Here is a 20,935-nt window from a genome sequence, read left to right as displayed (position 1 = left end):
GTGGTGTCCAGGTCGTCGGCCAGCGCCCGGCGTACGCCGGCCAGCACGTCGTCGGCGGGCGGGGCGGCAGCGAGCGAGGTCGCCGCCCGCCAGCGGGCCAGCCGTGCCTCCGCCGCGGGGAGCCGGCCGCCGGTCCATTCGCGGTAGTCGCGGTAGTGGCCGTCGAGCAGCGCCAGCCGCACGGCCATCGGGTCGACGCCCGCGCCGCGCAGCTTGGACACCAGCACCAGGTTGCCGCGCGACTTGCTCATCTTCTCGCCGTCCAGGCCGATCATGCCGGCGTGCACGTAGTGCCGTGCGAACGGCGCCGTCCCGGTCAGGACCTCGGCGTGCGCGGCTGAGTGCTCGTGGTGCGGGAAGATCAGGTCGGACCCGCCACCCTGCACGTCGAACGTCATCCCGAGGTGGTTGAGCGCGATCACGCTGCACTCGATGTGCCAGCCGGGGCGTCCGGGGCCGAGCGGCGTCGGCCACGCCGGTTCGCCGTCGCGTTCCGCCCGCCACAGCAGCGAATCCAGTGGGTCGCGCTTGCCCGCGCGGTCCGGGTCGCCGCCACGTTCGCCGAACAGCTTGAGCATCTCCGTGCGGCTGTAGTTCGACTCCGCGCCGAACCCGGGCGCGGACGCAACCGGAAAGTAGATGTCGTCCTCGACGCGGTAGGCGTCGCCGGCGGTCTCGAGACGTCCGATCGCCTCGGCGATCTGCGGGATCGCCTCGACCGCGCCGACGTAGTCCGTGGGCGGCAGCACGCGCAGGGCGGCCATGTCGGCGCGGAACAGCTCGATCTCGCGCGCGGCCAGGTCGGCCCACTGCTCGCCCGTCTGTTTCGCGCGTTCGAGCAGCGGGTCGTCGACGTCGGTGACGTTCTGGACGTACTGCACCGCGTGCCCGTTGTCGCGCCACACCCGGTGAACCAGGTCGAACGCGAGGTAGGTGGCCGCGTGGCCGAGGTGCGTGGCGTCGTAGGGCGTGATGCCGCACACGTACATCCGCGCCGTCTGCTGCGGGTCCGTGACGTGGACGCCCGCACGGGCGGTGTCGTAGAGGCGTAGCGGCTCGCCGCGGCCGGGCAGTTCGGGTAGGGGACACGACTGCCAGCTGCGCATGCGGCTCACGGTATCGGGCAGACTTGCGTTGCATGAGCGCGTACCTCGTGTCGGAGACCCGCACCATCGCCGCCCCCGCCCAGCAGCTGTTCGACATCGTCGCCGACCCGGGCAGGCATCCGGAGATCGACGGTTCCGGATCGGTGCGCGCCGTCCGCGGCGGTGGCCCGCAGCGGCTGTCGTTGGGCGCGAAGTTCGGCATGGACATGCACCTCGGCGCCAACTACAAGATCGAGAACACCGTCGTCGAGTTCGAGGAGGGCCGGCAGCTCGCCTGGCGGCACTTCAACGGCCACGTCTGGCGCTACACGTTCACGCCGGTCGACGGCGGCACCGAGGTGACCGAGCAGTGGGACGCGCGGCCGCTGCCCATCTGGAACCGGGTCGGACTGCAGCTGACGCGCTTCCCGACCCGCAATCGCCGCGGTATCGAGAAGACCCTTGACCGCCTAGCAGAGATCGCCACCGGCTCGCACCCCGCCTGATAGCTGCGCATGCGGCCGCGACGATCCGCCTTTCCTGCCTGATGGTCGCTATACAGCGCCAACAGCGACCCCTAGCCAGGAAAGCCAAACGACTCGAGGACCATCCGTAGGAACGATGAGCGCTCGCGCGAAGAGGTGTTGCCGCGCGAGCGAAGTGCGGGCGAGCCGAAGGCGAGCAACGCCGCAGCGACGGACCCGAGCGTCAGCGACTGGTCCCGAGCGAGGACGTGCTCAGCGAGCGCGGGCTAGATCGGCGGCCAGGGCACGGCGGGCCAGTCGCCGGACGGCTCCGGATGCCGCCCGTCGGACAGCAGCCGCTGCACCCGCAGCCGGGTCTGGCGCACCTCGCGCTGCGTGAGCAGTTCACCGAGGCGGTTACCGAGCGGGCCACGCAGCTGCTCGGACAACTGCGCGAGCACGCTGCGCGACTCCTGCGGCAGCCGCGCACCGGCCCACTGCCACAGCACCGTGCGCAACTTGTCCTCCGCGCTGAAGCTGACGCCGTGGTCGACGCCATAGACGTGCCCGCCGGACGTCGGCAGCAGGTGGCCGCCCTTGCGGTCGGCGTTGTTGATGACCGCGTCGAACACCGAGATCGCACGCAGCCGCTCGACGTCGCGCCGCCGCATGAACCGCCCGATGTTGACCGAGTCGTCGATGTCGATCCACAGCTGCACCATGCCCGGCCCCGCCGGGCCGTCGCGGTAGACGGTGGGCGGCACGACATGCCAACCGGTCGCCGCGGAGACCTCGTACGCGGCCACCTCGCGCTCGGCCAGCGTGCCGTCGGGGAAGTCCCACAGCGGGCGCTCCCCCGCCACCGGCTTGTAGACGCAGGCTGCGGAGCGCTCGCCGACGGTGACCGCGCAGTAGAACGTCGCGTTGGACGCGTCGAGCACCCGGCCCTCGACGGCGAGTTCGCCGTCGCGCAAGAGCGTCAGTGCGTCCTCGAGGGTGACGCCGGACCCGCCGCCGTCGAGCGACAGCGCCAACGCCGGCGTCAGGTCGTCTTGCGAGCTCAAGGTGTCAGGTGTTGAGCGTGACGTTGCGGTGGTAGCCGTTGAGCCGGACGCACACGTGCCCCTCGGCGTTCAGCGGCTGACCGCACAGGGGGCAAGGCGGGCGGCCTGCGGAGACCAGCTTGCGGGCGCGCTCGATGAACGCGCGCGCCTCGGTCGGTTCGATCAGCACCCGCAGCGCGTCGGGGCCGTCCTCGACGTCCTCCAGCAAGGTCTGCTCGGCCTCTTCCGAACTCTCCACCGGTGCCTGCGCCTCGATGATCACCAGCCCGGAATCACCGTCCCATGCCAGCCCCATGGCCGAGACGCGGAACTCCTCGTCCACCGGCAGCTGCAGCGCCTCGTTGTCGCTGGGCGCGGCCGGCTGCTCGTCGCCGGTGCGGGCGACGACCTCGTCGAGCAGCTGCTCGAGACGGTCGGAGAGGACCACGACCTGCTGCTTCTCCAGCGCCACCGAGACGATCCGGACGCCCTGCACAGCCTGCAGGTAGAAAGTGCGTTCCCCGGGCGTGCCGACGGTGCCCGCGACGAAGCGGGTGGGGCGTTCGAAGACGTGCAGTTGACGCATGATGTCGCCAGCCTAGTCGGCGCGAGCGACGCGATCCGTCCGACAGCTGCGGCTCACAGGCTGCCGCCACCTGCCCCGCCGCCGACGGTCGCGTCGTCGCCGCCGGCCTTGCGGCGTCGCCGCTTCGGCGGGGTGAACGCTGCGAGGTCGCCGCCGGTGTCGTTGACCCGGATCACGTACGGGCGGGTGCTCGTGTACCGGATGATCGACACCGAGCACGGGTCGGGGACGATGCGCTGGTACTGGTCCAGGTGCAGGCCCAGTGCGTCGGCGAGGATGGCCTTGATGACATCGCCGTGGCTGCACGCCATCCACACCGCATCGTCGCCGAGCCGCGCGTCCCAGTCGCGGACCGCCGCCACCGCGCGCGCGGACATGTCACTCAGCGCCTCCCCGTTGGGGAACCGCACCGCCGACGGCTGGGTCTGCACGGTCTTCCACAGCGGATCGCGGCTGAGCTCCTTGATCGCCTTCCCGGTCCAGTCGCCGTAGCCGCACTCGATGAGCCGGTCGTCGACATGCCACTCGGGCTCGCCGCGTTGCGCGTCCCGGACGGCCTGCGCGGTCTCCACGCATCGCTCCAGCGGGCTGGTGACGATGGCCCGCAGCGGCAACACGGCGAGCCGCTCGGCGGTCGCCGCTGCCTGCTTGATGCCCCGCTCGTCGAGGTGCAGGCCGGGGGTACGGCCGGCCAGCACCGGGCCGGTCATTGCGGTGAGGCCGTGCCGGACGAGCAGCAGTGTCGACATGTCAGCGCGTCGCCGAGATGACGCCGGTGGACAGCAGCACGAGCAGCAGCACGCCGAGTCCGATGCGGTAGTAGATGAAGATGAACGTACTGTGCCGGGTCAGATACCGCATGAGCCAGGCGATCGACGCGAAACCCACGATGAAGGCGACGACCAGCGCCACGCCGGTCAGGCCCACGCCCGGCGAGTGTCCCTTGCCGGGGTTGATCGCCTCATAGCCGCCGGAGAGCACCACGGCCGGGATGGACAGCAGGAACGAGAAGCGGGCCGCGGCCTCGCGGGTCAGCCCGCGGAACAGCCCGGCGGTGATCGTGGTGCCGGATCGGGATGCGCCGGGGATCAGCGACAGCGCCTGCGCCACGCCGACGACCGCCGCGTCCGCGCTGTTGATGTCCTCCTCCTCGCGGTCGCGGCGACCGACCTTCTCCGCGGCGAACAGCACGATCGCCAACGCGATCAGCGTGCAGGCGATCAGCCACAGGTTGCGTGCCCCGGTGGTGATTTGGTCGCTGAAGAGCAGACCGAAGACGCTGACCGGCACGGTGGCCAGGATCAGGTACCAGCCGAGCTTGTACTCCAGCGTGCCGCGCCATTCCCGATTGACGAGCCCGCGGAACCAGGCGACGGTCACGCTCAGCAGCTCGCGCCAGAAATAGATGACGATGGCCAGCGTCGTGCCGAGCTGGATGATCGCGGTGAACGGCGCGCCCGGGTCGTTCGTGCTGTTCTTGTAGAAATGCCAGCCGAACAGCACCGGGACGATCCGCAGGTGGGCCGTCGAGGAGACCGGCAAGAATTCGGTCAGGCCCTGCACGATGCCCAGGACGATGGCCTGGAAGAAAGTCATCGGTCGATCACGCGCGCCGTCCGCGTCGGGGTCATTCGCCGAGCCCGGACTTGTCGAGCGCGTCGGCGGCCGCGCGCAGCGAGTCGATCCGCTCGGCGGCGTTGGCGCCCCAGGGCGCGAGCGACAGCGTGGTGGCGCCGGACTCGGCGAACTGCACGATGCGCTCGGCCAACCGGTCGACCGGGCCGAGCAGGGACGTGCGGTCGACGAACTCGACGGGCACCTTCGCGGCGGCGCCGTCGTAGTCGCGGGCGAGGTAGAGATCTTGCACTTCCCCGGCAGCCTGCTCGAAGCCCATACGTACAGCGAGGTTGTTGTAGAAGTTCTGCTCGCGGCTGCCCATGCCCCCGACGTAGAGCGCGGCGTAGGGGCGTACCGGCTGGGCACAGGCCTCGACGTCGTCGCCGACGCTGACCGGCACCGTGGGGCACACATCGAAGCCGGTCAGGTCCTTGCCGGCCTTGGCGCGGCCCGCGGTGATCCGTTCCAGCAGACCGTCCGCATGTTCGGTGGCGAAGAACACCGGTAGCCACCCGTCGGCGATCTCGCCGGTGAGTTCCAGGTTCTTCGGCCCGATCGACGCGAGGTAGATCGGGATGTGCTCGCGCGTCGGGTGCAGCATCAGGTGCAGCGCCTTGCCCGGCCCGTCCGGCAACGGCAACTGGTAGGTCTCGCCGTCGTAGCGCACGCGCTGGCGTGAGAAAGCCAGGTTGACGATGTCGACGTATTCACGGGTGCGCGCGAGCGGCTTGGCGAACCGCACGCCGTGCCAGCCCTCGGAGACCTGCGGGCCGGACACGCCGAGGCCGAGTCGGAACCGTCCGCCGGACAGCGAGTCGAGCGTCGCGGCCGTCATGGCCGTCATCGTCGGGGTACGCGCCGGGATCTGCAGGATCGCGCTGCCGAGGTCGATCGTCGAGGTCTTCGCTGCGAGGTACGCGAGCACGGAAACCGCGTCCGAGCCGTAGGCCTCGGCCGCCCAGACCACCGAGAAACCGAGACGTTCGGCCTCCAGCACAAGTTCCAGATCCTCGCTGGCGTCCCCGCGCAGCCCCCAGTAACCGACGTTGAGTCCCAGCCGCACCGCGCCACCCTACTGGCGTCGCACCGCCGCTCCGTGCCGCCTGCCCGGTAGCTTCTCAGCGTGAAGCAGCGCACTGTCGGACGAAGCGGACTAAAGGTCTCGCATCTCGCCCTCGGCACCATGACGTGGGGTATCGAGACGGATCTCGACGAGGCGGCGGCCCAGCTCGTCGCCTTCCACGACGCCGGGGGCACCCTGGTCGACACCGCGGCCTCCTACGGCTACGGCGAGGCCGAGAGCATGCTCGGCAACCTGCTCGCCGACGTCGTCCCACGCGAAGACCTGGTGATCGCCACCAAGGCGGGTATCCGCCGCACCCCGGAGGGCCGGTTCGTCGACGCGTCGCGCGGCGCGCTGCTGCGCCAGCTCGACACGTCGCTGCGCCGGCTGCAGACCGATCACGTCGACCTCTGGTACGTGCACTACGTCGATGACACCGTGCCGTTCGACGAGACGCTGGCCGCGCTGGATGCCGCGGTCGTCGCCGGGAAGGTCCGCTACGTCGGGGTGTCGAACTACTGCGGCTGGCGGCTCGGCCGCGCTGCGGCATGGCAACGCGCCGTCCCCGGTCGCGCGCCGATCGTCGCGAACCAGGTCCGCTACTCACTCGTCGACCGCGCGGTGGAACGCGAGGTCGTTCCCGCGAGCCTCGAGCTCGGCGTCGGCGTCTTCCCGTGGTCGCCGCTCGGCGGCGGTGTGCTGACCGGCAAGTACCGCGGCGGCATGCCGGCCGACTCGCGCGCCGCGGTCGGGCACCGGCCGGATCTCGTATCCGTCGACGAGCCCCATGCGGGCGGCATCGTGGAGGCGGTGGCCACCGCGGCCGAGGGTCTCGCGACCTCACCCGTCGCGGTGTCGCTGGCGTGGCTGCGCGAGCGGCCGGGCGTGGTCGCGCCCGTGCTCGGCGCGCGGACGCTCGGGCAGCTGACCGGCGCGCTGGCGAGCGAGGCGCTCGAGCTGCCGCGCGAGATCCGCACTGCACTCGACGACGTCTCCGCGCCGGTGAGCGGTTACCCGGAGGACGTGCACTGACCACGACGGAACCGGACCCGGTCTTCGCGGCGTTCTGCGCGGCCGGCTTGTGGCCCGGCCTCGGCAAGCGGCTCGCGGGCGAGCTGGCCGAGGCCGGCATCCGCGGCCCGGAGGACGTGACCACCGCGGCGCTCACCAGGTTGCCGAAGGTCGGACCGCAGCGCGCCGGCCGCTTGCTGTCGTCATGGATCGCGGTGACGCCCGCGTACGAGGTGGCGCAGCTGCTGGTGCCGGCCGGGGTCGACGCGCGCATTGCCGGCCGCGCCGTGGACCAACTCGGACCGCCTGCGCCGCGGCTGCTGCGCGACGATCCGTGGCGGCTGCTGGTCCTCACCGGCGTCGCGCCGGGTGAGGCCGACCGAGTGGCCCGCGTGGCCCTGCCGGGCGTCACGCGTGACGACGCGCGGCGGGCGCGGGCGATGGTCGGCTGGGTGCTCACGCAGCAGGCCCGCGACGGGCACACGCAGGCGCCGGTCGACGACGTCGTCTCCGGGCTGGCCGGGTTCGGCGTCCCGGATGCGCCTGCCGCGGTCGCGGCCGCGCTGGAGTCCGGCGCTGTCGTCGAGGCCGGCGACGGGTGCATCGCGTTGGCGCGTTACGCGCAGGCCGAGGACAGCATCGCCGTGGGCATCGCGCGGCTCGTCGCCACGGCCGAGCCCATCGCCGTCACGGGCACACCGAAAGTGTTGGACGCGCTGGACGAGGCGCAGCAGGCCGCGGTACGCGCCGCGTTGTCCGGCGGGTTCACCGTGCTCACCGGTGGACCGGGGACCGGCAAGAGCCGCACCGTCGCCGCGCTGGTGTCGCTCGCCGAGGCCGCCGGCAGCACCGTCGCGCTCGCCGCGCCGACCGGCCGCGCGGCGAAGCGGCTGGAGCAGCTGTGCGACTCCCCCGCGTCGACGCTGCACCGGCTGCTCGGCGCGCAGCCGCGCCGCTCCGAGGACGGCGTGCGTTTCGACGGCGGGTTCGCGCGCGGCGAGGATTGGCCGCTCGACGAGGACGTCGTGGTGGTGGACGAGACCTCGATGCTCGACGTCGAGCTCGCCGATGCGCTGCTCACCGCCTGCGCGGACACCACGCACGTCGTGTTCGTCGGCGACGCCGCGCAGCTGCCGTCGATCGGCGCCGGCCGGGTGCTCGGCGACATCATCGATTCGGGCACGGTGCCCGTCACCGAACTCACGACGCTCTATCGCCATGCAGAGGGCGGCACGATCGCGCGGCTGGCGACGGCCGTCCGGGCCGGTGACCTTGCCGCCGTGGACGATCCGACGCACGAGGTCGTCGTCGTCGCGGCGCGCGGCTCGGCCGAGGCAGCACACCGGGTGGTGCAGCTGGTCACCGACTCGATCCCGCGTGCGCTCGGCATCGCGGCCGAGCAGGTGCAGGTGGTGACGCCCGTGCACCGTGGCCCGGCGGGGACGCAGGCGCTGAACGCCGCACTGAAGGCCACGCTGAACCCGGGCAGCGGCAAGCGGCGCTTCGATCCCGACGACCGCGTCGTGGCCACTGCGAGCCATCTCGAGGCCGAGCCGTTCGGCTTCGCCAACGGCGAGGTCGGCCGGGTCGATGACGGCGGGGGCGACGGCACGGTGACGGTCGACTTCGCGTCCGGCCCGGCGCAGGTCAAGGGCAAGACCCTCGGCGATCTGCTGCACGGCTGGGCGATCACCGTCCATCGCGCACAGGGTTCGGAGTTCCCGGCCGTGGTCGTCGTGCTGCCGCCGGAGGCCGGGCGGATGCTCTCGCGCCCGCTCGTCTACACGGCGTTGACCCGCGCGCAGCGGCACCTGTCGATCGTGCACGCGGCCGGGCCGGCGGTGGCGCGGGCGGTGCGGCAGGTGGGCACGCTGCCCCGCCGCACCCAGCTCACCGCGCTGCTGCGCGCGGCGACGCCCGACGCCTGACCGCCCGCCCCGCCGCCGCCACTCATCGAGAAGCCGGGCGAGGTCTCGCCTTAGGCGCGGCGGTCAGCTCTCCAGTGCAGCGTCCAGCGTGATCTCCACGCCGGTCAGCGCCTTGCTGACCGGGCAGCCGGCCTTGGCGTCATCGGCCGCCTTGCGGAAGCCGGCGTCGTCCAGCCCCTCGACCTCGCCGCGCACGGTGAGCTTGATGCCGGTCAGCCGGAAGCCGCCGGCCGGGTCCGGGCCGAGCGAGACATCGGCCTGCACGTCGAGTGACTGCGGCGTGCCACCGGCCTCGGCCAGCAGCGCCGAGAGCTGCATCGCGTAGCACGACGAGTGCGCGGCGGCGATGAGCTCTTCCGGGCTCGTCGTCCCGCCGGCGTCCTCCGCGGCGCGCTTGGGGAACGAGACGTCGTAGGTCCCGACCTTCGAGCTGCTCAGCTCGACCTGGCCGGAGCCGTCCTGCAGGCCGCCGTTCCAGGCAGTACGCGCGGTACGGGTGGGCATCGGCACTCTCCTTCGCTGTACGTGGGCGCGGGTGCGCAGCCGAGACCGACGCTAGTCGGCGCGAACAATGGTCGCCGCTACCGCCTGTCGGGATCGGGGCAAGGTGACGGTATGAGCGATCTCGCCGAGCTGGCCGCGGAGCCGTTCGTCTCGCTGGCCACCTTCCGCAGGTCCGGTGAACGCATAGCCACTCCGTTGTGGGTGGTGGGCGACGGTGCCGGATTGCGCTTCTGGACGCCGCGCGGCAGCGGCAAGGTGAAGCGGGTACGCCACAACCAACACGTTGAACTTCGCCCGTGCGACCGTCGTGGCCGGGTGGCACCGGACGCCCCGACCGTGACCGGCCAGGCCGACATCGTCGACGACCCCGCGACCATGCGGGCCGTGGCGGACGCACTGCGCGCGAAGTACGGCTGGCAGTACCGATTCGTGACCGTGCTGGAGAAGCTGCGTCCGGCCATGACCGATCGTGTGGTCGTGGCGGTGCGCCCGGACTCGGCCTGACTCAGCGCGCCGCCGGCACGCTGGCCGCACCGGCACCCAGCGCGCGGGACTGGCCCCCGCGTCGGCTGCCGGCGCGCCGCTCGGTGCGCAGTTCCGCGAGGTGGTTGAGGAAATCGACCTGGATCGTGTGCCGCTTCGACCGGACGTACCGCTTGTCGAGGTGGCGGTGATACGCCGTGATCTCCTGCCGCATCTCGGCGTCGGACGGCAGTGTCGCGGAGCCGTCCAGCAGGTCGGCGATCCACTCGGCCTGTGCCTCGGCCAGGGGCATGATCGCACCGAGCGGCTGGACGAGCCCGAGGAAGTACAGGCCCGGGTTGGCCGGATCGACGACGCGATGGAATAGCGAGATCTCGTTGTCCTGCGGGTTGATGACCGAGTCGTCGAGGAACGGGAAGCTGATCTTGTACCCGGTGCAGTAGACGACGATGTCGATCTGCTCGCTGCTCCCGTCGTCGAAGCGCACGGTATCGCCGTCGAACCTCGCGATGTTGGGCTTGACGACGATGTCGCCGTGGCCGAGGCGGACGAGGATCTCGTCGGAGATCGTCGGGTGTGCCGAGGCGATCCGATGATCGGGCTTCGGCAGCCCGTAGCTCGTGACGTTGCCGCGCCCGGCCCGCATCACCAACGAGAGGATGGCGCGCTGCGCGGCGAACGGCAGGTAGCGCGCGATGGGCGACGTCGTCAGGTGGTCGGTCGGCATGCCGAAGACGTACTTCGGGATGACGTGCGCACCGCGACGCATGGCGAGGAACGTGCGGTCGCTGACCTTCGACGTCTCGACCGCGATGTCGCACGCCGAGTTGCCGATGCCGAGCACGAGGACGCGTTTGCCCTCGTAGTCGTCGAACGTCTTGTAGTAGTGCGAATGCACCTGGGTGCCGGTGAAGGTGTCGGCGCCGGGGAAGGCGGGTTCAGGCCAGCGCGCGTCCCAGTGGTGGCCGTTCGCGACGATGACGGCCGCGTAGCGCGTCGTGGTGGTTTCCTCGGCGTCACGCTCGCGCACGGTCACGTCCCATGACCTCTTGCCAGCGGAGTCGACCGGCTCGACGCGCACGACCTCGGTGCGGAAGCGGATGCGCTCGCGCAGGCCGAAGTTGTCGACGAAGCGGTCGAGATACTGCGCGATCTGCCGGTGGTTCGGATACGTCGGGTAGTCGTGCCGCATCGGGAACGACTTGTACTCCATGATTTCGCGCGACGTGTTGATGTGCAGCGAGCGGTAGGCCGAGGACATGCCGTTGTCGTTGAGGTAACGCCAGTTACCGCCCACCGCGGAACCCGACTCGTAGCAGTCGAAGTCGATGCCGCGGGCCTGCAGCACCTGGCACGCGGCGATGCCTGACGACCCGGCACCGATGACGCAGACCTTGCTCACGTTGCCCCCTTGCGCGCGTATGACCGGGTGGTCATAAGATGGTTCGACGACTATGGCACCGATGCGGAGGTCGTGCAAATGCCCCGTCCCACCTGGGACAACCTCGATGCGGACCGCCGTGCGCGGGTCCTCGACGCGGCGATGGCCGAGTTCGGCCGACACGGCTACTCCGGGGCCAGCCTGAACGTCGTCGCCCGCGAAGCCGGTGTTGCCAAGGGGTCGCTCTTCCAGTACTTCGCCGACAAATTCGACTTCTTCGCCCACGTCGCGGAGCAGGCGTCGCTGCGCATCTACTCGGCCATGCACCCTTACCTGGAGGCGCCGGGCGACGGCGAGCGGTTCACCGATCACTTCGCCGGGCTGGTCGACGTCTGGATCGCCTACATGGGCAAACATCCGCTCGAACGCGGCGTCACCGCGGCGACCACGATGGAACTCGACCCCGCCGTCCGCCAGGCCGTCCGTGAGCCCGTCCACCGGCTCTACGCGCAGGGCCTGCGTCCGCTGCTGGACGCGGCGGTCCGGTCCGGCGAACTGCGCGCCACCACGGACGTCGACGCGCTGCTGTCGATGCTGGTGCTGCTGCTGCCGCACCTGGCCATCGCGCCCTACGAGCCCGGGCTCGACGCCGCGCTCGTCCTGCACGACACCTCCGGGCGCGTCCGGTCGCAGCGCGCGCGTCGCCTCGTCGACACGCTGTTCGCCGGAGCACTGACATGAGCGAGCACTACGACGTCGTCGTCATCGGCTCCGGGTTCGGCGGCAGCGTCAGCGCCCTGCGGCTGACCGAGAAGGGTTACCGCGTCGCGGTGCTCGAGGCCGGCCGGCGCTTCGCAGACGCCGACCTGCCGAAGACGTCGTGGCACGTACGCGACTACCTGTTCGCGCCGGCCACCGGCTGCTACGGCATTTTCCGGCTGACGCCGCTGCGCGACGTGCTGATCCTGTCCGGCGCGGGCGTCGGCGGCGGCTCGCTCGGCTACGCCAACACGCTGTACCAGCCACCGCCCGGCGTCTACGCCGACCCGCAGTGGTCGCACATCACCGATTGGCAGACGGAGCTCGCGCCGCATTACGACCAGGCCAAGCGGATGCTCGGCGTGGCGACCTATCCCGGCACGTCACCGGCTGACCGCGTGATGCGTGAGGTGGCGCAGGACATGGGCGTCGGCGCCACGTTCCGCAAGGCCGACGTCGGCGTGTTCTTCGGCGCGCCGGGCGTGCGGCCCGGGACGGACGTGGCCGACCCGTACTTCGGTGGTGCCGGGCCGACGCGCCGCTCATGCATGCACTGCGGCGAGTGCATGACCGGCTGCCGGCACAACGCCAAGAACACGCTGGTCAAGAACTACCTGTACCTCGCCGAGCAGGCGGGCGCCGAGGTGCATCCGCTGACGACGGTGCACCGGGTGCGGCCACGGCCGGGCGGCGGTTACGTCGTCGAGACGCACCGCACGGGTCGCCGCCCGACCGGCCGTCGCGCGCAGCGCCGGCTCTTCACCGCCGACGACGTCATCTTCGCGGCCGGTGCGCTGGGCACCGCCAAGTTGCTGCACGCCATGCGCGAGGACGGTTCACTGCCGCACGTGTCCGACCGCGTCGGGCGGCTGACACGCACGAACTCCGAGGCGATCCTCGCCGCCCGTGCCCGCGGCAACGGCACCGACTACAGCCGCGGCGTCGCCATCACGTCGTCGATCCACCCCGATCCGGTGACGCACGTCGAGCCGGTGCGCTACGGCCGCGGCTCGAATCTGCTGTCGCTGCTCGGCACCGTGCTGGTCGACGGCGACCAACCGGTGTCGCGCTGGCGCGCCGGGTTGCGCGAGATGCGCCGCCAGTTCCGGCAGCTGCCCAAGCTGCACGCGCCGAAGCACTGGTCGGAGCAGACCATCGTGCTGCTCGTGATGCAGACCCTCGACAACTCGATCACGACATCGCTGCGCGGCCGGTCGTGGTTCGGTCGACGGTTGCTGACCAGCCGGCCCGGCGACGGTGAGCCGAACCCCACGTGGATCGCCGCCGGTCATGACGTCGCCCGCCGGGTGGCGGACAAGATCGACGGCGTTGCTGGCGGCACCTGGGGCGACCTGGTGGACATGCCGGTCACCGGACACCTGATCGGTGGCTGCGTGATCGGCGACTCCCCTGCCACCGGGGTCGTGGATGCTTACCACCGGCTGTACGGCCATCCCGGCCTGCACGTCGTCGACGGTTCGACCGTCTCGGTGAACCTCGGCGTCAATCCGTCGCTGACGATCACCGCGCAGGCCGAGCGGGCGATATCGTTCTGGCCCAACCGCGGCGACGTCGATGCGCGACCTGCGCTCGGCAGGCCGTACCAGCGTGTTGCAGTCGTGCCGCCGCAGTCCCCCGTCGTCCCCGCCGATGCGCCCGGTGCGCTGCGACTGCCCGAACCGGAGGTTCGCCCGTGACCGACTACCCGCCCCAGCCGTGGGACCTGCGCGGCCAGATGTACGCGTCCACGTTCCTGCTGCCGCTGGCCGACATCCCGGTCGTGACGCCGCCGGGCTGGTCGCCGGTCCGGCTCGGCGGCCGCGGCGTGGTCGCCACCGCCTGGGTCGACTACGAGCCGAGCGGTGTGCTCAGCTACCGCGAGTTGATGGCGACCCTGCTCGTGCATCGCGGGCGACTCGTCGCGCCGACGATTCTCGCGATCTGGGTCGACAGCGAGTCCTCGCGCTACGGCGGGCGCGGGCTGTGGGCGATCCCGAAAGAGCTCGCGACGTTCGACTTCGGCAACGGCCTGCTGTCCGCCGCGTGTCCGGACGGCACGCCGATCGCCACCGGTACGGTGCGCCGGCGTGCGGCGCTCCCCCGCCCCGTCCCGCTGAACTACTCGGTCGTGCAGGAGCGTGGCGGTGCCGAACTGCGCAGCCCGGTCCGCTCCCGCGGCACACTCGCCTACGGCTCCGCCACCTTCGACGCCGCGCCGAACGGACCGCTGGGCTGGCTCGCCGGCCGTCGCCCGACCACATCCGTCCAGCTGGCTGACTTCGAGATGAGCTTCGGCACGTCCGGCGCAGCCGACAGTGGTGTGCCGCGGCGTTAGCGCGTTGAATGGTCGGCGATGAGCGCACGCGTCGACCCGGACTGGGAGTACGTGCCGCTGCGGATCCCGGCCGACGTGTCGCGGTCGAACGCAGCGGCACAGCTGTCCCTGCACGCCGAGTTCGGCGGCTGGGAGTTGCACCGCGTCCAGCGCTACACCGACGGCACCCGGCGGGTCATGCTGCGCCGAAAGCTGCGTAAGACATCGGTGCCACTGCCCGGCCTGCCGACCTGACTCACGCTCGCTCGTAGAACTCGCGCACCGTGTCGATCGTGTCGGCGTCCTCGGCACGCTTGTCGTCGCGGTAGCGCAGCACCCGGGCAAAGCGCAGCGCCATGCCGCCCGGATACCGCGTCGACGTCTGCAGCCCGTCGAACGCGATCTCGACGACCTGCACCGGCTGCACCTCGACGACGTAACCGTCCGTCGGGCCGGTGGCCAACGACAGGAAGTGCTCGGTCTGCCAGTCGAGCATCGCGTCGGTCATGCCCTTGAACGTCTTGCCGAGCATCACGAAGCCGCCGTCGGAATTGCGCGCGCCGAGGTGGATGTTCGACAGCTTGCCGTGCCGCCGACCCGAGCCCCACTCCACGGCGAGCACGACGAGGTCGAGCGTGTGCACCGGTTTGACCTTCAGCCACCCCGCCCCGCGCCGACCTGCCTCGTACGGCGCGGCCATTGACTTGGCCATGACACCCTCGTGCCCGGCTGTCAGCGTGCGGTCGAGGAACTCCTGTGCCGCCGCCGGGTCGGAGGTGACGAGCCGGTCCACGCGGAAGCGGCCCGGGACGATCTCGGCGAGGGCGGCGGCGCGTTGCTCGCCCGGCGCATCGAGCAGGTCGACGCCGTCACGGTGCAGGACGTCGAAGTAGAAGACGGACAGCTGTTGCGCGCCGCGCGCGGTGTCGATGTCGACGCTGCGGCCGAAGCGAGACGCGGTGACCTGGAACTTGTGCGGGCGTCCGTCCGGACGCAGCGCGATGGCCTCGCCGTCGGCGACGAACGTCGTCACGGGCAGCGCCAGCGTGGCCTCGACGACCTCGGGCAGCCGCGCGGTGACGTCGTCCAGGCTGCGGGTGTAGACCCGCACCGTGTCGCCGTCGCGGTGCACCTGCACGCGCGCTCCGTCGAGCTTGGCCTCGAACACCGCGGTGCCGCCGAGCCGCTCGAGCGCCTCGCCGACGTCCGAGGCCGTCTGGGCGAGCATCGGCCCGACCGGGCGGCCGACCTGCAGGTGGAACTCCTCCAACGCGGCGACGCCACCGGTGCTGGCTGCGGTGGCCACGGCCGGCAGCGCGCCGCCGAGCATGGCCGCGCGCCGGACCGCGGTGGCCGGCACCTCGTAGGCCGCGGCGATCGCGTCGGACATGACGCCGAGCAGCGCGCCCTGACGCAGCTCGCCGCCCAGTAATCGCCGCAGGAACGCCTGCTCGACCTCGGTGGCCGCACCGAACAGACCCGTCAGCAGTTCGGCGCGCCGGCCCTGGGAGCCCTTGCCGGTGGTCTCGCGGATGGTGCTGAACAGCGCGTCGACGTCGGCGACCTGCAGAGTCGCGGCGTCGGCCGGGGCCGGCAGCGAGCGCAGTGCCGCCCAGCCCACGCCGATCTGGCGCTGCGGGAGTTCGCCGGACAGCCAGTCGACGACGACCGCGATCTCCGTGTCGTCCGCGGCGGCCAGCACTTCGGCGATGCGGGCTCGTTTCGCCAGCCGCGACGACGTCGCCCCGACGTCCGCGGACGCGGCGGCAACCTCGGCGACCAGCACGCCGTCAGCCTGCCATCGTGTGCTGACACCGGTTTGCACCCGCTGCCGTGGCTCACGCGGGTTCGCCGGGCCGGTTAGCGACAATTGCGGGTGCAAACCGTCGGCCAACGCCCGATGTGGCGTCAGCAGTCGGCGAGCAGGCGATCCAGTACGCGGACGCCGAACTTCAGGCCTTCGACGGGAACGCGCTCGTCGATGCCGTGGAACAGCGACATGAAGTCGAGATCCGCGGGCATGCGCAGCGGGGAGAACCCGAAGCACTTCATGCCCAGCGTCGAGAACGACTTCGCGTCCGTGCCGCCGCTCATCAGGAACGGCAACGCATGGGCTCCGGAGTCCTCGGCCCGCAGCGCCGCACTCATCGCGTCCACCAGTGCGCCTTCGAACTGCGTCTCGACGGCGATGTCGGACACGATGGTCTCGCGGATGATGCCCGGGCCCATCAATTCGTCGAGCACGGCCAGCATCTGCTCCTCCTGGCCAGGCAGGAAGCGGGTGTCGATGCTCGCCTCGGCGCGGCCCGGAATGACGTTCACCTTGTAACCGGCCTCGAGCATGGTCGGATTCGCAGTGTTGCGGATCGTCGCGCCGATCATCCGGGCCGCGCCACCGAGCATCGGCAGCCACGAATCGGGATCGGCCGCGTCGACGTCGCGGCCGGTCAGCGCGGCAAGACCCTCAACCGTTGCCTTGACCGTGTCGGTGATGACGATCGGCCAGTCGTGGTCGCCGATCCGCGACACGGCGCGAGCCAGATTCGTCACGGCGTTCTGCTCGTGGCGCATCGAGCCGTGCCCCGGCGGCGCGCTCGCCAGCAGCCGGAGCCAGTGGATGCCCTTCTCCGCCGTCTGGATCAGGTAGACGCGGGCGTCCTCGCTCAGGCTGATGCTGAAACCACCGACCTCGCTGATCGCCTCGGTGCAGTCCGCGAACAGATCGGCGTGGTTGTCCACGAGATAGTGCGCGCCCTGCCGGCCGCCGGCCTCTTCGTCGGACACGAACGCGAGGACGATGTCGCGCGGCGGCTTGCGGCCGGTGCGTTGCCACTCACGCACCAGCGCGAGCGTCATGGCGTCCATGTCCTTCATGTCGATCGCGCCGCGGCCCCAGACGTAGTCGTCGCGGATCTCGCCGGCGAACGGGTCGACCGACCACTCGCCGGCATCGGCCGGCACGACGTCCAGATGCCCGTGGATCAGCAGCGGTGGGCGTGAACTATCGGCGCCCTCGATGCGCGCCACCGTCGACGCTCGGCCGGGTGCGGCCTCGATGATTTGCGATTCGACACCGACCTCGGCCAGCTTCGCGGCCACCCACTCGGCGGCCGGCCGTTCCGGGTTCGTCGGGTTGCTGGTGTTGATGCGAATGAGCTCGACGAGCAGGTCGACGACCTCATCCTGCGCGCTCGGCACCGACTGGCCGGACTGGTCGGACGGGCTGTCTGCGGGGGCCGCGGTCATGCCTTGTTCATACACCCCGGCCGTGTCTGGGACGCGCGATCAGGGCGCGTCATGATCCGTCGCGCCGGTCGATGCTTGCCGAGCCGGCGCTATCGGTCACCCGGGCCCCACCCCATGCAGTGACGTCGATCCAGACGCCCCCCAGGCGGCCCCGAACGCGCAAGGAGCATGTTAGCTCTATGTGAGCTCAATGTGAAGCAATCGTTAGGTGTGTAACGCGGCCGGCGTCAGGACGCCACGCGGGCGAGCCGGACCATTGGGCTAAACTCGCTGGCGCACTCGTCCGGGTGGCGGAATGGCAGACGCGCTAGCTTGAGGTGCTAGTGCCCTTTATCGGGCGTGGGGGTTCAAGTCCCCCCTCGGACACTTCAGGACGTCCCATGTTGCGGGCCTACGGGCTGCAGAGGATGGTCAATCGCCCATTGGCGATACTCCGGTGATACTTCGAAGGGTTGTCCCCGCACCACTTCGTCGTTCCCGCAGCGGCATTCCGGAAAGAGCCGGGCGTTCTGGAATGCAGCTGCCGTAGTGACCAGGATTTGCACCGGCATTCGCACCTCATAGGTGGCGTTCGGCTCGAGGCGGTATGGCAGCGGCTTTCCCTCGATCGCGGTTGGCATGGTTCGGACGTCACCGAGCCGCCGATTACCGATTCGCGCGCGAACCCGCGTCCAGAACCCGCCGCTTTTGGCCACTGCGATGACCTGGCTCCTGGTCATCTCGGGGGCAAGCTGAAACTCAGCGAGTTCGCCGGCGACGCGTCCACGGTTGCTGATGCGGATGACGCACGTACGGGTGCCGGTGTCGTGGAGGTAAAACCAGCGCATCCGTGGTCGAAATCCGCTACGACGCCATGACGCCAGCTGAAAGCCGAACGCGCCCAGGGACACGAGCAGGGCGAATACCGCAGTAACGACGGTGGCAACCTGCGGCCAGCTCGCGGCCGAGACGGTGTGGATGATGACGGGAGGGGTCACGACTTCGCTCCGTAGACGAGAGCAGCGAGGCGGCCCGCAGCCTCGCGTTGCAGAGTCGGCACGGCGTGCGAGTAGACGTCGAGCGTGATGCTCACCTTCGCGTGGCCCAGGCGCTCGCTGACCACCTTCGGATGCTCGCCGTTGATGAGCGCGAGCGTCGCCATCGTGTGACGCAGGTCGTGAGTCCTGATGGCCGGTAGCGCGTCCTCGCCGAGCGCGCGCTGTGCGTCCCGAACGCGGGCCAAGAACGTTCGAGAGAACCGTTCCGGGTGGCGGACCTCGCCGGCCAGGTCGCCGAACACGTAGGCGTCGTCGCGGGCGAACGTGAGACTGAGCGACCCGCGGGCGGCGCGATGCGACCGAAGCACGATGACGGTCTGCGGGTCGACGTCAACGACACGGGTCTTGCCGGACTTCGGCCGCCCGATGTCAATGCGCTCCGGCTCGCCCTTGCTCTTGATCAGGCCGGCCGAGCGACGGACCGCGACGGTACCGCGCTCGAGGTCGACGTCAGCCCACCGGAGCGCGAGCAGCTCGCCGCGGCGCATGCCGGTGATCGCGAGTAGCAGCCACGCGGCGTAGAGGTCATCGGGTCGCGCGAGCGACCAACCGAGGAACGCCTGCAGCTGCTCGCTGCTCCAAGTGCTCATCTCGGGCGACGCCGCCTCGCGCGCCGACGGCGGAACGGCCTTGTCCGCCGGGTTCGCGATGAGCCGGCCGTCGCGGACCGCGGCGCCGAGCGCGCTGTGAATGATGGTGTGGACGTAGCGCACCGTACGGGCGGACAGGCCGCCGGCACCGTCTGCTCGGCCCTCTCGCTCGAGCTGGCGGTACAGCGCAGTCAGCCGCGTGCCTGTCAGCTGCTCGAGCCGCAGCGCTCCGACATGCGGGACGACGTGCAGACGAACGTTCTTCCGGTAGCTGGCGATGGTGCTGGGGCTCTTTCGTAGGCCGTCGAGCCACTCCCCCATGTGCTCGCCGACCGTGATGCGATTCGGAGCGACGTGCTGCCCGTGGTCGACGCTGTGCGTCCGGTCGCGCAGCGCGGCGCTGGCCTCGCGACGCGTCTTGAACCCGCGCTTGAGCACGACGTACTTCGACCCGTCGTCGCGGCACGCGACGTACTTGATCAGGAACCGTTCACCAGCCTTCGTCCGGTAGGCGCTGATCCCACCCTCGCCAGCTTGGCGACGCCGCGGCTTGGTCATCACTCATCCCCCCGATACAGGCGAGCGCCCGGCTCGGCGCTCATACGGCCGCGCGTGCTCGGCGCCAAGAACTTCCGTTCTCGCGCGAGCCGGATCCACGTTCGAAGTGTCTGAACCGGAACCTCGTGACCGAGACGCTTGGCTTCGACGTCGGCGAGCGTCTCCAGGACGCCGCCTGGCGTGGGACGGCCGGACTCGACGAGCTCGATCAGGTCTAGCGCGACGCGCCGGTAGAAGGCATCACCTCGGTCCGATCCGCCGGATCGGGATGACCGGCTGGCCGCCTTGATCCTCCGTCGCGCTGCTGCGACGTCGGTGGGCTGCCCTCGATCGTCAGTGTCTCGGCCGAGGTCATGCTCGCCGTGCATGACGACGATCTGACGTCCCGCATCTGCGAACTTCGCGAGTTCGACCTGGCGGAGGGCAGTCGACGTGATTTCGACCTCGGGGGCGGTGAACTCCACCGCGCTCATGCCGAACTCGACCAGCCTGTACCGATCCCCGTCGTCGCGCAGGACGCCGCGGATGATGTAGTCCCCCATTTCCGCGATGATCTCGACGCGGTCGGTGCCGAGGGTCTGCCTGACGGGTTGGACTTCGATGACCGAGGGGCGCGCTGGCCGACGTGGTGACATGCCTTTAGTCAACACGTAGACAACAAGTTAGTCAACATCTGGCATAGATGGTGAAAGTGCCGCCAGGTTCGACATTGTGGCGTCGTCACCTTGTCGCCAACATGGTGAACATGACGACGATCGAGGGACTGGTCGAGCGGGCGCGGCTCCGCCAGCAGCTCCCCCCGCCACGCATTCGTCGCGCCATCCGAGTCGCAGCTGGCGTCACTCAGGCGGAGGCGGCCGAAGCGCTTGATGTGTCTCGTCAGGCGTTTATCCACTGGGAACTCGGCGAGCGAACGCCGCGACGCGGCAACGCAGAGGCCTACGCGCAGCTGCTCATCTCGCTGCGCGGTGGTGACGCGTGAGCGCGTCGATGCTGGACGCGATCCGCTCCAGCAACAAGGCATGTCTGACGATGGCCGAGGTCGCCCGGCTGCTTGAGGTCGACGTCCGCACGGTCTCCCGCGGATGTGCAGACGGCCAGCTGCCCGCGATCTCCGTCGGCCGGCGCACGCTCGTCGTCCGCGAGCGATTGGTCGCAATGCTGAGCGCTCCGGACGGTGCTGCGGAGCATCTGCCGGCATGAGTCCACCGGATGACGAAGGCCGGCCCCCCCGTCACAGGGGGGCCGGCCCGCGCTCAAGTGTCA

General features: G+C 70.5%; 23 protein-coding genes and 1 tRNA gene. 11 read left to right on the top strand and 13 right to left on the bottom strand.

Going from position 1 to position 20,935, the window contains the following annotated elements:
- Positions 1 to 1,106, bottom strand: a 1,106-nt coding sequence (mshC, locus tag ACFFCN_RS12450; protein WP_375492042.1) for a cysteine--1-D-myo-inosityl 2-amino-2-deoxy-alpha-D-glucopyranoside ligase, incomplete at its 3' end; no start/stop codon positions are given.
- Positions 1,107 to 1,138: 32 nt separating this feature from the next.
- On the opposite strand from mshC, the gene ACFFCN_RS12445 reads away from it, so the two are divergent.
- Complete coding sequence (locus ACFFCN_RS12445) at positions 1,139 to 1,591, top strand: SRPBCC family protein (RefSeq protein ID WP_375492040.1); 453 nt, start codon at positions 1,139 to 1,141, stop codon at positions 1,589 to 1,591.
- A 245-nt stretch (positions 1,592 to 1,836) separates the two neighbouring features.
- Here the strand turns inward: ACFFCN_RS12445 and ACFFCN_RS12440 are convergent, their stop codons facing one another.
- From ACFFCN_RS12440 to ACFFCN_RS12420, 5 genes are read right to left on the bottom strand one after another with little or no spacing between them, the layout of a single operon-like run.
- Positions 1,837 to 2,583 carry an SCO1664 family protein gene (locus ACFFCN_RS12440; RefSeq protein ID WP_375492044.1) on the bottom strand — a complete coding sequence of 249 codons (747 nt, stop codon included), beginning with the start codon at positions 2,581 to 2,583 and terminating at the stop codon, positions 1,837 to 1,839.
- A gap of 34 nt (positions 2,584 to 2,617) precedes the next feature.
- On the bottom strand, positions 2,618 to 3,178 hold the full coding sequence (locus ACFFCN_RS12435) for a DUF3090 domain-containing protein (RefSeq protein ID WP_375492038.1): 561 nt from the start codon (positions 3,176 to 3,178) through the stop codon (positions 2,618 to 2,620).
- Positions 3,179 to 3,231: 53 nt separating this feature from the next.
- Entirely contained in the window at positions 3,232 to 3,927 is a 696-nt protein-coding gene (locus ACFFCN_RS12430) for a histidine phosphatase family protein (protein ID WP_375492036.1), read from the bottom strand.
- Between the two features lies 1 nt (position 3,928).
- The gene (locus ACFFCN_RS12425; RefSeq protein WP_375492035.1) at positions 3,929 to 4,774 is read right to left on the bottom strand and encodes an undecaprenyl-diphosphate phosphatase; all 846 of its coding nucleotides are present in this window, start codon (positions 4,772 to 4,774) and stop codon (positions 3,929 to 3,931) included.
- A 31-nt stretch (positions 4,775 to 4,805) separates the two neighbouring features.
- Positions 4,806 to 5,858, bottom strand: a complete 1,053-nt coding sequence (locus tag ACFFCN_RS12420; RefSeq protein ID WP_375492034.1) for an LLM class F420-dependent oxidoreductase — start codon at positions 5,856 to 5,858, stop codon at positions 4,806 to 4,808.
- Between the two features lie 60 nt (positions 5,859 to 5,918).
- On the opposite strand from ACFFCN_RS12420, the gene ACFFCN_RS12415 reads away from it, so the two are divergent.
- Together ACFFCN_RS12415 and ACFFCN_RS12410 are read left to right on the top strand one after the other, a co-directional pair.
- A complete protein-coding gene (locus ACFFCN_RS12415; RefSeq protein WP_375492033.1) occupies positions 5,919 to 6,890 on the top strand; it encodes an aldo/keto reductase in 972 nt (323 codons plus the stop codon).
- Positions 6,891 to 6,937: 47 nt separating this feature from the next.
- Positions 6,938 to 8,797 carry an AAA family ATPase gene (locus ACFFCN_RS12410; RefSeq protein ID WP_375492032.1) on the top strand — a complete coding sequence of 620 codons (1,860 nt, stop codon included), beginning with the start codon at positions 6,938 to 6,940 and terminating at the stop codon, positions 8,795 to 8,797.
- Between the two features lie 63 nt (positions 8,798 to 8,860).
- Here the strand turns inward: ACFFCN_RS12410 and ACFFCN_RS12405 are convergent, their stop codons facing one another.
- A complete protein-coding gene (locus tag ACFFCN_RS12405) occupies positions 8,861 to 9,301 on the bottom strand; it encodes an OsmC family protein (RefSeq protein ID WP_375492030.1) in 441 nt (146 codons plus the stop codon).
- Between the two features lie 111 nt (positions 9,302 to 9,412).
- On the opposite strand from ACFFCN_RS12405, the gene ACFFCN_RS12400 reads away from it, so the two are divergent.
- Entirely contained in the window at positions 9,413 to 9,805 is a 393-nt protein-coding gene (locus ACFFCN_RS12400) for a PPOX class F420-dependent oxidoreductase (RefSeq protein ID WP_375492028.1), read from the top strand.
- A 1-nt stretch (position 9,806) separates the two neighbouring features.
- On the opposite strand, the gene ACFFCN_RS12395 is transcribed toward ACFFCN_RS12400, so the two are convergent.
- Positions 9,807 to 11,186, bottom strand: a complete 1,380-nt coding sequence (locus tag ACFFCN_RS12395) for a flavin-containing monooxygenase (RefSeq protein WP_375492026.1) — start codon at positions 11,184 to 11,186, stop codon at positions 9,807 to 9,809.
- 78 nt (positions 11,187 to 11,264) lie between these two features.
- Here ACFFCN_RS12395 and ACFFCN_RS12390 point away from each other — a divergent pair, with 78 nt between their 5' ends.
- Genes ACFFCN_RS12390 through ACFFCN_RS12375 form a run of 4 tightly spaced genes read left to right on the top strand, consistent with a single transcriptional unit; the run spans position 11,265 to position 14,493 of the window.
- On the top strand, positions 11,265 to 11,906 hold the full coding sequence (locus ACFFCN_RS12390) for a TetR/AcrR family transcriptional regulator (protein ID WP_375492025.1): 642 nt from the start codon (positions 11,265 to 11,267) through the stop codon (positions 11,904 to 11,906).
- Positions 11,903 to 13,621, top strand: a complete 1,719-nt coding sequence (locus tag ACFFCN_RS12385; RefSeq protein ID WP_375492023.1) for a GMC oxidoreductase — start codon at positions 11,903 to 11,905, stop codon at positions 13,619 to 13,621. Before ACFFCN_RS12390 ends, ACFFCN_RS12385 begins: the two co-directional genes overlap by 4 nt.
- Positions 13,618 to 14,259, top strand: a complete 642-nt coding sequence (locus ACFFCN_RS12380; protein ID WP_375492021.1) for an acetoacetate decarboxylase family protein — start codon at positions 13,618 to 13,620, stop codon at positions 14,257 to 14,259. The genes ACFFCN_RS12385 and ACFFCN_RS12380 overlap by 4 nt, the downstream gene beginning before the upstream one ends.
- 18 nt (positions 14,260 to 14,277) lie before the next feature.
- Complete coding sequence (locus tag ACFFCN_RS12375) at positions 14,278 to 14,493, top strand: DUF5703 family protein (protein ID WP_375492019.1); 216 nt, start codon at positions 14,278 to 14,280, stop codon at positions 14,491 to 14,493.
- Between the two features lies 1 nt (position 14,494).
- Here ACFFCN_RS12375 and ACFFCN_RS12370 read toward each other — a convergent pair whose 3' ends face one another.
- Entirely contained in the window at positions 14,495 to 16,024 is a 1,530-nt protein-coding gene (locus ACFFCN_RS12370; RefSeq protein ID WP_375492017.1) for an ATP-dependent DNA ligase, read from the bottom strand.
- A 122-nt stretch (positions 16,025 to 16,146) separates the two neighbouring features.
- On the bottom strand, positions 16,147 to 17,484 hold the full coding sequence (locus ACFFCN_RS12365; RefSeq protein WP_375492015.1) for a M20/M25/M40 family metallo-hydrolase: 1,338 nt from the start codon (positions 17,482 to 17,484) through the stop codon (positions 16,147 to 16,149).
- A 281-nt stretch (positions 17,485 to 17,765) separates the two neighbouring features.
- Between ACFFCN_RS12365 and ACFFCN_RS12360 the strand changes: the two genes are divergently transcribed.
- A tRNA-Leu gene (locus ACFFCN_RS12360) sits at positions 17,766 to 17,850 on the top strand.
- 2 nt (positions 17,851 to 17,852) lie between these two features.
- Here the strand turns inward: ACFFCN_RS12360 and ACFFCN_RS12355 are convergent.
- The 3 genes from ACFFCN_RS12355 to ACFFCN_RS12345 are packed head-to-tail and all read right to left on the bottom strand — an operon-like array spanning position 17,853 to position 20,304.
- A complete protein-coding gene (locus ACFFCN_RS12355) occupies positions 17,853 to 18,461 on the bottom strand; it encodes a hypothetical protein (protein WP_375492013.1) in 609 nt (202 codons plus the stop codon).
- A complete protein-coding gene (locus tag ACFFCN_RS12350; protein WP_375492011.1) occupies positions 18,458 to 19,669 on the bottom strand; it encodes a tyrosine-type recombinase/integrase in 1,212 nt (403 codons plus the stop codon). The genes ACFFCN_RS12355 and ACFFCN_RS12350 overlap by 4 nt, the downstream gene beginning before the upstream one ends.
- Positions 19,669 to 20,304, bottom strand: a complete 636-nt coding sequence (locus tag ACFFCN_RS12345; RefSeq protein ID WP_375492009.1) for a hypothetical protein — start codon at positions 20,302 to 20,304, stop codon at positions 19,669 to 19,671. The genes ACFFCN_RS12350 and ACFFCN_RS12345 overlap by 1 nt, the downstream gene beginning before the upstream one ends.
- A 110-nt stretch (positions 20,305 to 20,414) precedes the next feature.
- Here ACFFCN_RS12345 and ACFFCN_RS12340 point away from each other — a divergent pair, with 110 nt between their 5' ends.
- The gene (locus ACFFCN_RS12340; protein ID WP_375492008.1) at positions 20,415 to 20,651 is read left to right on the top strand and encodes a helix-turn-helix transcriptional regulator; all 237 of its coding nucleotides are present in this window, start codon (positions 20,415 to 20,417) and stop codon (positions 20,649 to 20,651) included.
- Positions 20,648 to 20,872 (top strand): helix-turn-helix domain-containing protein, encoded by a 225-nt coding sequence (locus ACFFCN_RS12335; protein ID WP_375492006.1) that lies wholly within the window; start codon positions 20,648 to 20,650, stop codon positions 20,870 to 20,872. Before ACFFCN_RS12340 ends, ACFFCN_RS12335 begins: the two co-directional genes overlap by 4 nt.
- Positions 20,873 to 20,935 lie beyond the last annotated feature (63 nt).

The organism is uncultured Jatrophihabitans sp. (assembly GCF_964246335.1).
Classification (GTDB): domain Bacteria; phylum Actinomycetota; class Actinomycetes; order Mycobacteriales; family Jatrophihabitantaceae; genus Jatrophihabitans.
Note: the sequence above shows the minus strand (reverse complement) of the source record. Positions and strands in the feature narration are given on the sequence as shown.

What these genes read in the sequence shown, in the direction of transcription:
- ACFFCN_RS12445 (WP_375492040.1), top strand. Translation starts at nt 1,139, where the DNA reads ATGAGCGCGTACCTCGTGTCGGAGACCCGCACCATCGCCGCCCCCGCC.
- ACFFCN_RS12435 (WP_375492038.1), bottom strand. Translation starts at nt 3,178, where the DNA reads ATGCGTCAACTGCACGTCTTCGAACGCCCCACCCGCTTCGTCGCGGGC.
- ACFFCN_RS12430 (WP_375492036.1), bottom strand. Translation starts at nt 3,927, where the DNA reads ATGTCGACACTGCTGCTCGTCCGGCACGGCCTCACCGCAATGACCGGC.
- ACFFCN_RS12425 (WP_375492035.1), bottom strand. Translation starts at nt 4,774, where the DNA reads ATGACTTTCTTCCAGGCCATCGTCCTGGGCATCGTGCAGGGCCTGACC.
- ACFFCN_RS12405 (WP_375492030.1), bottom strand. Translation starts at nt 9,301, where the DNA reads ATGCCCACCCGTACCGCGCGTACTGCCTGGAACGGCGGCCTGCAGGAC.
- ACFFCN_RS12400 (WP_375492028.1), top strand. Translation starts at nt 9,413, where the DNA reads ATGAGCGATCTCGCCGAGCTGGCCGCGGAGCCGTTCGTCTCGCTGGCC.
- ACFFCN_RS12390 (WP_375492025.1), top strand. Translation starts at nt 11,265, where the DNA reads ATGCCCCGTCCCACCTGGGACAACCTCGATGCGGACCGCCGTGCGCGG.
- ACFFCN_RS12385 (WP_375492023.1), top strand. Translation starts at nt 11,903, where the DNA reads ATGAGCGAGCACTACGACGTCGTCGTCATCGGCTCCGGGTTCGGCGGC.
- ACFFCN_RS12375 (WP_375492019.1), top strand. Translation starts at nt 14,278, where the DNA reads ATGAGCGCACGCGTCGACCCGGACTGGGAGTACGTGCCGCTGCGGATC.
- ACFFCN_RS12365 (WP_375492015.1), bottom strand. Translation starts at nt 17,484, where the DNA reads ATGACCGCGGCCCCCGCAGACAGCCCGTCCGACCAGTCCGGCCAGTCG.
- ACFFCN_RS12350 (WP_375492011.1), bottom strand. Translation starts at nt 19,669, where the DNA reads ATGACCAAGCCGCGGCGTCGCCAAGCTGGCGAGGGTGGGATCAGCGCC.
- ACFFCN_RS12345 (WP_375492009.1), bottom strand. Translation starts at nt 20,304, where the DNA reads ATGTCACCACGTCGGCCAGCGCGCCCCTCGGTCATCGAAGTCCAACCC.
- ACFFCN_RS12340 (WP_375492008.1), top strand. Translation starts at nt 20,415, where the DNA reads ATGACGACGATCGAGGGACTGGTCGAGCGGGCGCGGCTCCGCCAGCAG.